At 54.2% G+C, this 13,992-nt stretch carries 11 protein-coding genes; 10 read left to right on the top strand and 1 reads right to left on the bottom strand.

From position 1 onward, the window contains the following. Window positions 1-27: 27 nt before the first annotated feature. The 6 genes from ACCW76_RS01965 to ACCW76_RS01940 all read left to right on the top strand — a co-directional run bounded on the left by ACCW76_RS01965 (window position 28) and on the right by ACCW76_RS01940 (window position 6,856). Complete coding sequence (locus tag ACCW76_RS01965) at window positions 28-963, top strand: D-ribose ABC transporter substrate-binding protein (protein ID WP_436337588.1); 936 nt, start codon at window positions 28-30, stop codon at window positions 961-963. A 44-nt stretch (window positions 964-1,007) separates the two neighbouring features. Then, window positions 1,008-1,619, top strand: coding sequence for a DUF2291 family protein (locus tag ACCW76_RS01960; protein ID WP_436337587.1), 612 nt, complete (start codon window positions 1,008-1,010; stop codon window positions 1,617-1,619). Between the two features lie 9 nt (window positions 1,620-1,628). After that, entirely contained in the window at window positions 1,629-3,149 is a 1,521-nt protein-coding gene (locus tag ACCW76_RS01955; protein ID WP_436337586.1) for a sugar ABC transporter ATP-binding protein, read from the top strand. Window positions 3,150-3,168: 19 nt separating this feature from the next. Beyond that, window positions 3,169-4,236, top strand: a complete 1,068-nt coding sequence (locus ACCW76_RS01950; RefSeq protein ID WP_038647393.1) for an ABC transporter permease — start codon at window positions 3,169-3,171, stop codon at window positions 4,234-4,236. Window positions 4,237-4,247: 11 nt separating this feature from the next. Next, window positions 4,248-5,045 (top strand): SDR family oxidoreductase, encoded by a 798-nt coding sequence (locus ACCW76_RS01945; protein ID WP_436337585.1) that lies wholly within the window; start codon window positions 4,248-4,250, stop codon window positions 5,043-5,045. Between the two features lie 374 nt (window positions 5,046-5,419). Then, entirely contained in the window at window positions 5,420-6,856 is a 1,437-nt protein-coding gene (locus ACCW76_RS01940; RefSeq protein WP_436337584.1) for a YchO/YchP family invasin, read from the top strand. A 101-nt stretch (window positions 6,857-6,957) separates the two neighbouring features. Here the strand turns inward: ACCW76_RS01940 and ACCW76_RS01935 are convergent, their stop codons facing one another. After that, complete coding sequence (locus ACCW76_RS01935) at window positions 6,958-8,049, bottom strand: porin (protein WP_436337583.1); 1,092 nt, start codon at window positions 8,047-8,049, stop codon at window positions 6,958-6,960. 888 nt (window positions 8,050-8,937) lie between these two features. Between ACCW76_RS01935 and ACCW76_RS01930 the strand changes: the two genes are divergently transcribed. The 4 genes from ACCW76_RS01930 to astB are packed head-to-tail and all read left to right on the top strand — an operon-like array spanning window position 8,938 to window position 13,977. Next, window positions 8,938-10,158, top strand: a complete 1,221-nt coding sequence (locus ACCW76_RS01930; protein WP_436337687.1) for an aspartate aminotransferase family protein — start codon at window positions 8,938-8,940, stop codon at window positions 10,156-10,158. Next, window positions 10,155-11,186, top strand: coding sequence for an arginine N-succinyltransferase (gene astA / locus ACCW76_RS01925; protein WP_436337582.1), 1,032 nt, complete (start codon window positions 10,155-10,157; stop codon window positions 11,184-11,186). Before ACCW76_RS01930 ends, astA begins: the two co-directional genes overlap by 4 nt. Then, a complete protein-coding gene (astD, locus tag ACCW76_RS01920) occupies window positions 11,183-12,649 on the top strand; it encodes a succinylglutamate-semialdehyde dehydrogenase (RefSeq protein ID WP_436337581.1) in 1,467 nt (488 codons plus the stop codon). The genes astA and astD overlap by 4 nt, the downstream gene beginning before the upstream one ends. Continuing rightward, window positions 12,649-13,977, top strand: coding sequence for an N-succinylarginine dihydrolase (astB, locus tag ACCW76_RS01915; RefSeq protein WP_436337686.1), 1,329 nt, complete (start codon window positions 12,649-12,651; stop codon window positions 13,975-13,977). The genes astD and astB overlap by 1 nt, the downstream gene beginning before the upstream one ends. Window positions 13,978-13,992: the final 15 nt, after the last annotated feature.

The following is a 13,992-nucleotide window of genomic DNA, read 5'->3' as shown; positions in this document are numbered from 1 at the left end:
ACAACAAAACAACGAGAGAGCACGAACATGAAAAAACGTACCCTGTTATTCACTGCCATTGCCAGTTGCCTGATCGCCCAATCCAGTTTCGCTGCCGACAAAGGCACCATCATGATTCTGGTGAACTCACTGGATAACCCCTATTACGCTTCCGAAGCCAAAGGCGCCAACCTGAAAGCGCAAGAGCTGGGCTATAAAACCAGCGTGCTGTCGCATGGTGAAGACGTTAAGAAGCAGAGCGAACTGATCGATGCCGCCATCGGTAAAAAAGTGCAGGGCATTGTGCTGGATAACGCCGACTCCACCGCCAGCGTCGCGGCAATCAAAAAAGCCAAAGATGCGGGTATTCCCGTGGTGCTGATCAACCGTGAGATTCCGGTAGACGATGTGGCGCTGGTGCAAATCACCCACAACAACTTCCAGGCGGGTTCTGATGTGGCCAACGTGTTTGTGGAGAAAATGGGTGAAAAGGGCAGCTATGCCGAATTGACCTGTAACCTCGCTGACAACAACTGCGTCACCCGCTCGAAATCCTTCCACCAGGTGCTGGATCAGTATCCGGATATGAAATCTGTCGCGCGTCAGGATGCGAAAGGCACCCTGATCGATGGCAAACGCATTATGGACAGCATTCTGCAGGCCCATCCCGATGTTAAAGGCGTGATCTGCGGTAACGGACCAGTGGCGCTGGGCGCAATTGCGGCACTTAAAGCCGCAGGCCGCACCGATGTCACCGTGGTGGGTATCGACGGCAGCAACGACGAGCGTGATGCGGTAGAAAAAGGCGATCTGAAAGCCACGGTGATGTTGCAGGCACAGGCTATTGCTGCGCAGGGTGTGACCGACCTCGACAACTTCATCCAGAAAGGGGTAAAGCCAGAGAAGCAGCGCGTGATGTTCCGCGGCATTTTGATCACCCCGGACAATGCTAAAGGTGTGCAGGACTTTAACTACAAGTCGTAATCAATAATCGGTGCGCCTGCACAGCAGGCGCCCAGGAGAATGTGATGCACAAACGACTCTGGTTACTGCTTCCTATCGTGATCCTTAGCGGTTGCCGCATTGTGTCGCAGCAGGAGCTGGCCGACCTGAAAAATCCCCCCAATCCCAAAATGGCCAATATTGCTCAGACCTGGCAGCAGAAACTGGTGCCGCAGATTCAGCACGATGCGAAGCCAGTGGCTGAACTGCTGAATGCGTTGAAGTCCTCCAAAGATTTTGACAGCGCCTGTCAAACCTACGGCTACCGCGCACAGGAAGAGAACCCCTGTGTCTTCAGCGTCAAGGTCAGTGGTGAAGTCACAGCGGTGAATACCACTTCACGTAATGGCCGCATGACGGTGAAAGATGTATCAGGCGATAACGTGACGGTGCAGGTCGGTCCGATTTTCCCTGGCACGGTGCTGCGTGATGCCTATAAAGGGGCCAGCTATCAGGACTTCAACGATCAGGTGCTGTTTGGCGACTACAGCCGCGCCATTAATCAGCAGGCAGCCAACATGATGAGCGCCTTCAAGCCCAAAGTCGGCGATAAGGTGCAAATTTCCGGCGTGTTTAGCAGCTTCGATACGCCTGAGCAGGTGCCGAATGTCACACCTGCTGCCATCGTGCGGCAGTAAGGAGCGGGTATGCAAAATCCTCAAAGTGACGTGATCATCGAAACTCGTAATGTGTCACGCATTTACCCCGGCGTGACCGCACTCGATCAGGTGAATTACCGCGTCTATCGCAACAAAGTGAACGTGCTGATTGGCGAAAACGGTGCCGGTAAATCCACCATGATGAAAATGCTGGCAGGCGTGGAAACCCCTTCCTCCGGTGAAATTTTGCTGGACGGCAAAGTGGTGTCGCTCAGTTCCACCCACCAGGCGGAAAAGCACGGCATCAGCATCATCTTTCAGGAACTCAACCTGTTCCCCAACATGAATGTGATGGACAACATCTTTATCGCCAACGAGTTTTTCCAGCGCGGCGTGATCAACGAAAATTATCAGTATGCGCTGGCGAAATCATTGCTGGAGCGGCTGGAGCTGGATGTTGACCCTTATGCACAGCTGGGGGAATTGGGCATCGGCCATCAGCAGCTGGTCGAGATCGCCCGGGCGTTGTCCAAAGATACGCGTGTGCTGATCATGGATGAACCCACCAGTGCGCTGAGCCAGTCTGAAGTGAAAGTGCTGTTCAACGTCATTGACCAGCTGAAGCGGCGTGGCGTGACCATCATCTATATCTCGCATCGGCTGGAAGAGCTGATGGAAATTGGCGATCACATCACCATTTTTCGTGACGGTCGCTTTATCAGCGAGCGAGAAGTGCGTGACGCTTCGGTTCCCTGGATCATCGAACAGATGGTCGGCGACAAGAAAAAACACTTTGACTATCAGCCCGCGGCTCAGGGCGAAACCGTTTTGCACGTCAACGGCCTGACGGCACTGCATCAGAATGGCGGCTACAAGCTCAATGATGTGTCGTTTTCACTGCGCAAGGGTGAAGTGATCGGCATTTACGGTTTGCTGGGCGCGGGACGCACGGAGTTGTTTAAAGGGCTGATTGGCATGATGCACTGCCAGTCTGGCAGCGTCAGCCTGAATGGCGAAGTGCTGGATAAACGCAATTTCCAGCAGCGGTTAAAGAAAGGCATTGCGCTGGTACCGGAAGATAGACAAACCGAAGGCGTGGTGCAGCTGATGTCCATCACCGCCAACATGACGTTAAGCGATCTCAGTTTGCGCGGTTTTCGCCGTGCGCTGCGCTTACTCAATCCCCACAAAGAACAGCGTCGCGTCGATGAAATGATTGGTCATCTCGCCATCAAAGTGAGCGATCCGGAACTGCCGATTACCTCACTCAGCGGCGGTAACCAGCAGAAAGTGGTGCTGGGAAAAGCGCTGATGACGGGCCCTCAAGTGGTGTTGCTGGATGAACCCACGCGCGGGATCGATGTGGGGGCCAAAACGGACGTGTACCACCTGATTGGCAATCTCGCACAGCAAGGTCTGGCGGTGATGTTCTCCTCTTCTGAACTGGATGAGGTGATGGCACTGGCCGATCGCATTCTGGTGATGGCCGATGGCCGTATTACCGCCGACTTACCGCGCAGCGCGGCAACGCGAGAAGCGCTGATTAGCGCCTCAACACCGCATGATTGAGCCCGCAGGAGATCAATAAATGAACCAGAAATACCTGCTTTATATGTACTTGCTGAAAGCGCGAACCTTTATCGCGTTACTGATCGTGGTCGGTTTTTTCAGCTTTATGGTGCCTAATTTCCTGACCACCTCAAACTTACTGATCATGACGCAGCATGTGGCCATCACCGGGCTGCTGGCGATTGGGATGACGCTGGTGATCCTGACCGGTGGCATCGATCTGTCGGTCGGTGCGGTGGCGGGCATCTGCGGCATGGTGGCGGGGGCTTTGCTCACCAATGGTGTGCCGCTGTGGGGCGGCAACACGCTGTTCTTTAACGTGCCGGAAGTGATTCTGGTGGTGGCGCTGTTTGGCATTGTGCTGGGGTTGATCAACGGCACCGTCGTGACGCGTCTGGGCGTGGCACCCTTTATCTGCACCCTCGGCATGATGTATGTGGCTCGCGGGGCCGCGCTGCTGTTCAACGATGGCAGCACTTACGCCAATCTGGTGGGGATGCCAGCATTGGGCAATACCGGTTTCGCGTTTTTGGGATCGGGCAGTGTGCTTGGTGTCTACATCCCTATCTGGTTGATGATCGGCTTCCTGCTGCTCGGCCTCTATCTGACACGTAAAACCCCACTGGGTCGTTATATCTATGCCACCGGCGGCAATGAATCTGCGGCACGCCTGGCCGGTGTACCGATCATCAAGGTCAAAGTGTTTGTCTATGCCTTCTCCGGTTTATGCGCTGCGCTGGTGGGATTGATCGTGGCATCTCAGCTGCAAACTGCGCACCCGATGACCGGCAACATGTTCGAAATGGACGCCATCGGCGCGACGGTGCTAGGCGGAACTGCGTTAGCAGGAGGGCGCGGGCGCGTATCAGGTTCGATCATCGGTGCCTTTGTTATCGTGTTCCTCGCCGATGGCATGGTGATGATGGGCGTCAGCGATTTCTGGCAAATGGTGATTAAAGGGCTGGTGATTGTCACCGCCGTAGTGATCGACCAGTTCCAGCAAAAATTACAAAGTAAGGTGGTGCTGCTGCGCAGACATGAAAAAAAGCAGCAATCGGCCGCCCTGCCTGAAGCAACGCATGGATAACAGGAGGCAATATGACACGCGATTTTAGTGGAAAAACGGTGGTGATTACCGGCGCATGCCGCGGGATTGGCGCGGGCATTGCCGCACGATTTGCACGTGATGGTGCAAGACTGGTCATGGTGTCCAACTCGGACCGGGTATTCACCACGGCGCGGGCGCTGGAAGAGCAGTTTGGCAGCGAGATTCTGGCGCTGCAGGTGGATGTGACCAATGAGGCCGAAGTACAGCAGCTTTATCAGCAGGCCGCTGAGCGCTTTGGCACCATTGATGTCTCGATTCAGAACGCCGGCGTGATCACCATCGATCGCTTCGACGCGATGCCGAAAAGTGATTTCGAAAAAATTCTGGCAGTGAACACCACTGGCGTCTGGCTGTGTTGTCGTGAGGCGGCAAAGTACATGGTGAAACAGGGCAGCGGCAGCCTGATCAACACCTCATCAGGGCAGGGGCGGCAGGGCTTTATTTACACGCCACACTATGCAGCCAGTAAAATGGGCGTCATCGGTATTACTCAGAGTTTGGCGCTGGAACTGGCGCCATGGCACATCACCGTGAATGCTTTCTGTCCGGGCATCATCGAAAGTGAGATGTGGGATTATAACGATCGCGTGTGGGGAGAAATCCTGAGCAGCGATAAAAAGCAGTACGGCAAAGGCGAGTTGATGGCGGAATGGGTGGAAAATATTCCGTTGAAACGCGCCGGACAGCCACAAGATGTCGCCGGTCTGGTGGCGTTTCTCGCGTCGGATGATGCGCGCTACATTACCGGTCAAACCATCAACGTGGATGGCGGGCTGATTTTCTCCTGATCGCAGCAGCCGTGAGCGCCTGGCGGGGCTTTATGCAGGGCGCTCTGCGGGGGGTAACGCTCGTTAGTTAAAGCCCTATTTGCAAAAGCTGTCATTGTTAAAATGGCAGCTTTTTTCTTGTGGGCGAGCATATTGGAGTGCGGGCTACAGCCCCTATACGGCACCAGCCTGCGTTATCACCTGTCGCTGAACTGACGAACATTACGCGATGCGGAGCGATTTGGTGATCAAGAGAAAATGGTGCATTTGCTAATCAGGCAATGTCCTAATTCAGCCCGGCCTTTTCTGCAATATCGGCAGAATGTGTTAGGGTATTCCAGTACAGTTTTGTGAGCCACCTCAAATTCTAAACTGGATAAAAGCCTGTTTTTGCTATGACATCTGTTTTTTCCGCTTTCAAATCACTGCGCATGCTGCCTGCCGCAACGGGGCTGCTTTTCACTGCACCGGCTTTGGCGCTGGTCACTGACACGCACGTTGCTGATGCGCCCTTTAGCGATCCCGAACGTTTCCAGAAAATGGCCAGCGACCTGCCCGCACTCGGCTATGAAGACGAGAATGCGGCCTTCAGCAAGAATCTGGCCACCATCGCCAAGAGCATTGGTGAAGCCAGTCAGGACAGCACCAGCGACAACACTTTTGGTCATCAGGCGGGCATCTGGGCGTTTAACCATTTCCGCGATGAAGTGGCGAACCGCGTGGTGGATGAAGGCCAATCCCTGCTGTCGCCTTACGGTAAAGCGCAAATCGATTTTAACGTCGATATGGACGGTAACTTCACCGGCAGTGGCGCTTCTTTGCTTACGCCGTGGGCCGATCGCTACCAATACCTGACCTTTAGTGAAGTCGGCTTTCATCAAACGGATGATGGGCTGGTGGGCAATATCGGCTTGGGACAACGCTGGACGGCGGGTAAATGGCTGCTAGGTTACAACGGTTTTGTCGATCGCATGTTCAACAGCGGATTGCAGCGCGCTTCAGTGGGCACCGAAGCGTGGGGCGATTACCTGCGCTTCTCGGCTAACTACTACACGCCACTGTCGGGTTGGCAGAATCGCGATCCTTTCCAGCAACAGCGTTTAGCACGCGGTTACGATTTCACCACCCAGGGCTATCTGCCTTTCTATCGCCAGCTTGGGATGTCAGTGAGTTGGGAGCAGTATCTGGGCAATGATGTGGATCTGTTTAGCAGCGGCAACACCTATCACAATCCTTCGGCGCTGACCTTTGGTGTCTCCTACACGCCTGTGCCGTTGGTCACACTCTCTGCCAGCCACAAAACCAGTAATGAAGGTGAAAGTCAGGATCAGCTGGGTTTGCATCTTAACTACCGTTTCGGCGTGCCGCTGAGCCAGCAGTTGAGTGCCGATAACGTGGCAGAAGCGCGTTCGCTGCGTGGCAGTCGCTACGACATGGTCACCCGCAACACTACGCCGGTGATGGAATATCGTCAGCGCAAAACTTTATCCGTGTTCCTCGCTACGCCGCCATGGCAATTAAACGGCGGTGAAAGCCTGCCGCTGAAATTGCAAATCCGTAATGCCAATCCGATCACTAAAGTGGTCTGGCAGGGCGACACTCAGGCACTGAGCTTAACGCCGGGTGCCAATCCTAACGATCCGCAAGGATGGAGCATTATTATGCCCACGTGGAACAGCGCATCTGACGCCACCAACAGCTATCGCCTATCTGTGACGCTGGAAGACAGCAAGGGCAGCAGGGTGACTTCCAACTGGATTACGCTGCAATTACAGGAACCGTTTAGCATCAATTCCGGTGAGGATAATCGTTTCGATTTACTGGCGCCGTGATCGCTCATTGACGGTCAAATGCACAATAAAAAAGGGCAGCTTGCGCTGCCCTTTGCTCATACCCAGCCGACACTAGCCGGTATGCAATGAGGGATACTCAATTAGAACTGATACACCAGACCAACAGCAGTTACGTCGTCAGTGTTGATGTTTAACGCGTTGTTATCTTTCAACAGGTTGATTTTATATTCTGCGTAAGCAGACATGTTCTTGTTGAAGTAGTAAGTCACGCCAACGGCAACGTATTTGAACAGGTCAGTATCGCCCACATTGTTCTCGACATCTTTCGCGCGAGAAGACACATAGCCCAGTGAAGGACGCAGGCCATTCAGGAACTGATACTGTGCAACGGCTTCAAAGTTAACCGCTTTGTTAGCGAAACCGTTATTACCGATCGGCGTCGCGTTCTGCGTTTCGCCATAGATGGTCGCCAGGTAAATCTGGTTGGCATCATATTTCAGACCGGCTGCCCAGCTCTGTGCTTTATCGCCACGGCCGTAGGTTGCGGTGTTCTGTGCCGTCACGCGATCCAGATTAGCGTAAGCACCGACCAGGCTCAGGCCAAAGTCAAAGTCATAAGAGGTTGACAGCGCGAAGCCGTCACCATTCGAACGACGTACCGCCAGGTTGCTGGCGGTTGCGCTGTCAGAACGCTCGTTTTTGCCTTCATACTGCGCGGCAAAGTTCCAGCCTTTCACCAGACCGAAGAAATCTTTGTTACGCCAGGTCAGCACACCGGTAGAACGGCCTGACAGGAACGCATCGGTGTAACCTGAATCACCACCAAAGTACGGCAGCATATCGGTGTAGCCCAGTACGTCGTACACCAGACCGTAGTTACGGCCGTAGTCGATTGAACCGAACTGAGCAATTTTCAGACCCGCAAAGCCCAGACGGGTTTTGTTGCCTGAGTTGGCATCGCTGCCTTCAGTGTTGCTCAGGCTGTACTGGTATTGCCACTGACCATAGCCGGTCAGCTGGTCATTAATTTTGGTTTCGCCTTTAAAGCCCAGACGGGTATAGGAAGAAACTTCACCGTTTGCGCTGTCGTTATCAGAGAACAGATGCGAAACGTTGATTTTGCCGGTCAGGTCCAGTTTGTTGCCATCTTTGTTATAGATTTCGGCGGCCTGAGCCGAAGAAAGTCCCAGCAGTAAAGGCATCACTGCTGCCAGTAAGGAGCGCTTCATCATTTATAATTTACCCTGTGATATTTTTTAATTGTATCCCCGTCATCGGGGTGAAAAGAAAATGACACAAAAGGTTCAAGATCAACAGTGCAATATATGTAACTAAATATTTCCGATTGGCTTTTTGTGTGATTTTTAATCTTAACTTCCATTATATGGGATTCTACATTGGATAAACTTATCCCAATATCAATATGTATCGCATCAATATAAATAGATAACTAATTGTTTTATATTAATATTTGTAAAATTAAAGAAAAGTAAATCACCCTGTTTCTATGATGGTTAAATAGCACAAGCCTATGCATTATTGTTCAATAACAAATATATAAAACCACCTAATCATTAGCATGGTAATTATCTGGTTAATCTCTTTGTGTCTTTTTATTTCTGCAATGATAATAACCTTAGTCACTAAACGTCGTTTAACTTACGTTTAATTAAGGCGTTGTTCAAAATGCAGCCAAATATGCAAAGAGATTGTTAAACAGGAGCGAGTGAGTGCCACCTCTGCTTGCCGATTTGGATGCACATTTCCTGCACATCCGTGCACCATAAATGCACAAGTTGCCCTAAAACAGGGCGAACGCCGCGACTTTTTGGCGAAATATTTGCTGTGCGATCACAAAAGCGCTATTTCATTTTGTGAATGCATAAATCTGCTAAATAAATAGCTGCTCTCCTCTCTCCATCAGACTGATATTCACTTTTTATGCAGTTAATGTGAATAGTGACCTAATGTAAATCATTGATATTGCGTTACTCAAACCCATTTATGCATTTTTTCCGCTAGCTGGCACGCTTACTGCACTCTACAGTAGTGCTGCGACACAACGGATTTTAACAATTTTAAAACAATAGCTTCACTTAGCTGGAGCAGGAGAAATGGCTATGTCACTGCAGGTTTCACGTCACGATTTTGATCAATGGATGATGCCGGTATATGCCCCCGCAGCTTTTGTACCGGTGCGTGCTGAAGGCTCAACGCTCTGGGATCAGCAAGGTAAGGATTACATCGACTTTGCAGGCGGCATCGCGGTTAATGCATTGGGACATGCGCATCCCGCTTTGCAACAGGCTCTGACAGAGCAGGCCGGTAAGCTATGGCACACCGGCAATGGCTATACCAACGAACCTATTTTGCGCCTGGCTAAACAGCTCATTGACGCCACCTTTGCCGATCGCGTGTTCTTCTGTAACTCCGGGGCAGAGGCCAATGAGGCAGCACTGAAACTGGCGCGTAAAGTCGCGCACGATCGTTTTGGCGCCGAGAAAAATGGCATCGTGGCCTTCAATAATGCTTTCCACGGACGCACGCTATTTACTGTTTCAGCAGGTGGCCAACCGGCTTATTCACGTGATTTTGCGCCGTTACCCCCGGCGATTGAACATGCCAGCTTCAACGATCTGGCCTCTGCCGCAGCACTGATCACTGACCAAACCTGTGCCGTGATTGTTGAACCGATTCAGGGTGAGGGCGGTGTTGTACCGGCCGATCCGGCTTTCCTGCGCGGCCTGCGTGAATTGTGCGACAAACATCAGGCGACGCTGATATTCGATGAAGTGCAGAGCGGCGTGGGGCGTACCGGTTCGCTGTATGCCTACATGCACTATGGCGTGACGCCGGACGTGCTGACCACCGCCAAAGCGCTGGGTGGTGGCTTCCCGATCGGCGCGATGCTGACACGTGAAGACCTGGCGCTGGTGATGGGCGTGGGCACCCACGGCACCACCTACGGCGGTAACCCGCTGGCAGGTGCCGTCGCCGGTAAAGTGATGGAGTTGATTAACCAACCCGATTTTATGGCAGGTGTCACAGAGCGCCATCAGTGGTTTGTCGCGGCATTACAAGAGATGAACCAGCGCCTGCCGATCTTTAAAGAAGTTCGCGGTCTTGGGCTGTTGATTGGAGCCGTGCTGAATGAAGATTTTGCCGGGAAAGCGAAACAGTTCAACCTGGCGGCGGCGGAAGAGGGCGTCATGGTGCTGATTGCCGGTGCTAACGTGGTGCGTTTCGCGCCCGCGCTGAATATCAGTGAAGCGGAAGTGAAAGAGGGACTGGCGCGCTTTGAACGTGCCTGCGCTCGCGTGCTCAAAGGAGCTGCATCATGATGGTGATTCGCCCCGTCGAACGTGACGACCTTGCGCAGTTGCTGTCGCTGGCGGGCAAAACCGGGGGCGGCTTAACCTCGCTGCCCGCCGATAGCGAGACACTGAAAGCGCGTATTGAGCGTTCTTTGCTCACCTGGCAGGGCGCGCTTTCGCGTGCTGAACAAGGCTATGTGTTTGTACTGGCCGATAGCGCAGACAATCGCGCTGTTGGGATCTGTGCCATTGAAGTGGCCGTGGGCCTGCAAGACCCGTGGTACAACTTCCGGGTGGGTACGCAGGTACACGCTTCGAAAGAGTTGAATGTTTACGCCAGTTTGCCAACGCTGTCGTTAAGTAACGATCACACCGGCAGTAGCGAACTGTGCACGCTGTTCCTCGATCCCGATTATCGCGATGGAAAAAATGGCCATCTGCTGTCGAAATCCCGCTTCCTGTTTATGGCTAATTTCCGCGATCGCTTTATGAAGCACGTGGTGGCTGAGATGCGCGGTGTCAGTGATGACGCCGGGCATTCCCCGTTCTGGGACAGCGTCGGCAGCCGTTTCTTCTCCATGGAGTTTCGTGAAGCCGATTTCCTCAGCGGCACCGGGCAGAAAGCCTTTATTGCTGAGCTGATGCCAAAACATCCGCTGTATATCCATTATCTCAGTGAAGCGGCGCAGAAAGTGATTGGCGAAGTGCATCCGAAAACGGCACCCGCGCGCGCCGTGCTGGAAGCGGAAGGGTTTCGTTATCTCAATTACGTCGACATCTTTGACGGCGGCCCAACGCTGGAGTGCGAGATTGATCGCATTCGCGCCATCCGTAAAAGTCACCTGCTTCAGGCCGAAGCCGGGGAAGCCGATGACAGCTGGCCGCTGTGCCTGGTCGCCAACGGTGATTACCAGCATTTCCGCGTGGCGCTGCTGCCCGTCGATATGGCGAGCGGAAAAGTCCGCATCAATGAGCATCAGCGCACGGCGTTGCGCTGCGATTATGGCGATGCATTGCGTGTGGTCACGCTGTGCCGCGAGGAGAAAAAAGCATGACGCACTTCATTAATGGTCAATGGCTGACGGGCGGCGCTGAAGCGTTAACCAAACAAAACCCGGTGAATGGTGAAACGTTATGGCAGGGACGGGCAGCGACCGGTGCACAGGTGGCGGCGGCTTGCGAAGCGGCGCGCGCGGCCTTTCCCGCCTGGGCACGCAAGCCTTTCGCGGAACGTCAGGCGGTAGTGGAAGCTTTTGCCAAATTACTCGAGAGCCACAAAACTGCACTGGCAGAAACCATCGCCAAAGAAACCGGTAAACCCCGTTGGGAAACTCTGACCGAAGTGCAGGCGATGATCAATAAAATCGCCATCTCGGTAAAAGCCTACCACACGCGTACCGGAGAACAGGCCGAGGGTGAAAGTTCGTTGCGCCATCGCCCGCACGGCGTACTCGCAGTGTTTGGTCCCTACAATTTTCCTGGCCATCTGCCGAACGGACATATCGTTCCCGCGCTGCTGGCGGGCAACTGTGTCGTGTTCAAACCGAGTGAGCTTACGCCGATGACGGCGGAAAAAACCGTTGAGCTGTGGGAGCAAGCGGGGCTGCCAGCGGGTGTGATCGCGCTATTGCAGGGCGCGCGCGAAACCGGCCAGGCACTGGCACATGAGCCACAAATCGATGGCTTGCTGTTTACCGGCAGTGCCGCAACAGGCTATCACCTGCATCGCCAGTTTGCCGGTCAGCCTGAGAAAATGCTGGCGCTGGAGATGGGCGGTAACAATGCGCTGATCGTCGAGGACCCCTCAGACCTTGATGGCGCAGTGCACATCGCGATTCAGTCTGCCTTTATTACAGCCGGGCAGCGCTGCACCTGTGCGCGTCGTCTGCTGGTGAAACGCGGAGCCGCAGGGGATGCCTTCCTGCAGCGTTTGGTGGAAGTGACCGCTCGTCTGCAGCCTGCCGCCTGGAATGCTGAACCGCAGCCCTTTATGGGCAGCGTGATTTCACCTGCCGCCGCTGGACATATTTACGCCGCCTGGCAGCAGCGTATCGATCTTGGCGGCAAGGTGTTACTGGCGATGCACTGGCCCGACCGCGACAGCGCCATTATCACTCCCGGTATCATTGAGATGACGGACGTGGCGAAACTGCCCGACGAAGAGGTGTTTGGTCCGCTGCTGCAGGTCATCCGCTACGATGAGTACGATCAGGCGATTCGCTTCGCCAACCAGACGCGCTATGGCCTCTCTTGCGGCTTGATTTCTCCGCAGCGTGCGCAGTTTGACCAACTGCTGCTGGAAGCGCGTGCCGGGATTGTTAACTGGAACAAACCGTTAACCGGTGCCGCCAGCTCAGCGCCGTTTGGCGGTGTAGGTGCGTCCGGTAATCATCGCGCCAGTGCATGGTATGCCGCAGATTACTGCGCGTGGCCGATGGCATCTTTGGAGAGCCCGAGCCTGGCCTTACCGGGCAGCTTATCGCCGGGACTGGATTTCTCCGCGGAAGGAGCTGAATGATGAAAGCGTTTGAAGCCAATTTTGACGGTCTGGTCGGCCTGACGCACCATTACGCCGGGCTCTCATTTGGTAATGAAGCCTCAACGCGTAATCAGCTGCAGCCTTCAAACCCACGTCTGGCGGCGAAACAGGGCCTGTTGAAAATGAAAGCACTGGCGGACATGGGCTATGTGCAAGGGGTGATTCCGCCGCATGAGCGGCCGAATATCCCACTGCTGCGCCAGTTAGGTTTCGCTGGCACTGACGAACAGGTGCTGGAGAAAGCCGCCCGGCAGGCACCGCAACTGTTGTCTGCAGCCAGTTCTGCCTCGGCAATGTGGGTGGCCAATGCCGCCACCGTCTCGCCTTCAGCCGACAGTGCCGATGGGCGCGTGCACTTTACCGTGGCTAACCTTAACAATAAATTCCACCGTGCCATCGAAGCGCCGGAAACGGCCGACTTGCTGCGCGCCATTTTCCGCGATCCGCAACATTTCAGCGTGCATGATGCTTTGCCGCAGGTGGCGCTGTTTGGCGATGAAGGTGCTGCCAACCATAACCGCTTTGGTGCGGAGTATGGCGATGCAGGTGTTCAGCTGTTTGTTTATGGTCGTGATGGACAACAGCAGGGCGCTGCACCGGCACGTTATCCGGCACGTCAGACGCGGGAAGCCAGTGCCGCGGTGGCGCGCCTGCATCAACTCGACGACGATCGCACGCTGTTTGCTCAACAAAACCCGCTGGTGATCGATCAGGGCGTATTCCACAACGATGTCATCGCCGTCAGCAACCAGCAGGTGCTGTTCTGCCATGAAGAGGCGTTTGTCGATCAGCCGGCGTTATTACAACAGCTGGCTGCGCGCGTGCCCGGCTTCCAGCCGATTGTGGTGCCGCGCGATAAAGTGTCAGTGGCCGACGCGGTGAATACCTATCTGTTTAACAGCCAGCTGTTGCAGCATCCTGAAGGTGGGATGCGACTGGTACTGCCTGAAGAGTCACGCCAGCATGCGGGCGTGTGGCGCTATTTGAGCGAGCTGGTGGAGAGCGGCGGACCGATTCGTGAGCTCACGGTGTTCGATCTGCGTGAGAGTATGTGCAATGGCGGTGGGCCAGCCTGTCTGCGTTTGCGCGTGGTGCTCAATGAAGCAGAGCGTCAGGCCCTTAATCCAGCGGTACTGATGAACGATCGCCTGTTCACCACCCTGAACAGTTGGGTCGATCGCCACTATCGCGATCGCCTCACCCAAGCCGATTTGGCCGATCCACAGTTACTGCGTGAAGGACGCACCGCGCTGGATGAGCTGACACAGCTGCTAGACTTAGACAGTGTCTACGCATTTCAGCGTTAACCTCAGAGGGTAAGT

The sequence above is a fragment of the Pantoea sp. C8B4 genome (assembly GCF_051336905.1).
Lineage (GTDB): Bacteria > Pseudomonadota > Gammaproteobacteria > Enterobacterales > Enterobacteriaceae > Pantoea > Pantoea rwandensis_B.
The sequence above is the reverse complement of the archived record's forward strand: the minus strand, read 5'-3'. Positions and strand labels throughout refer to the sequence as shown.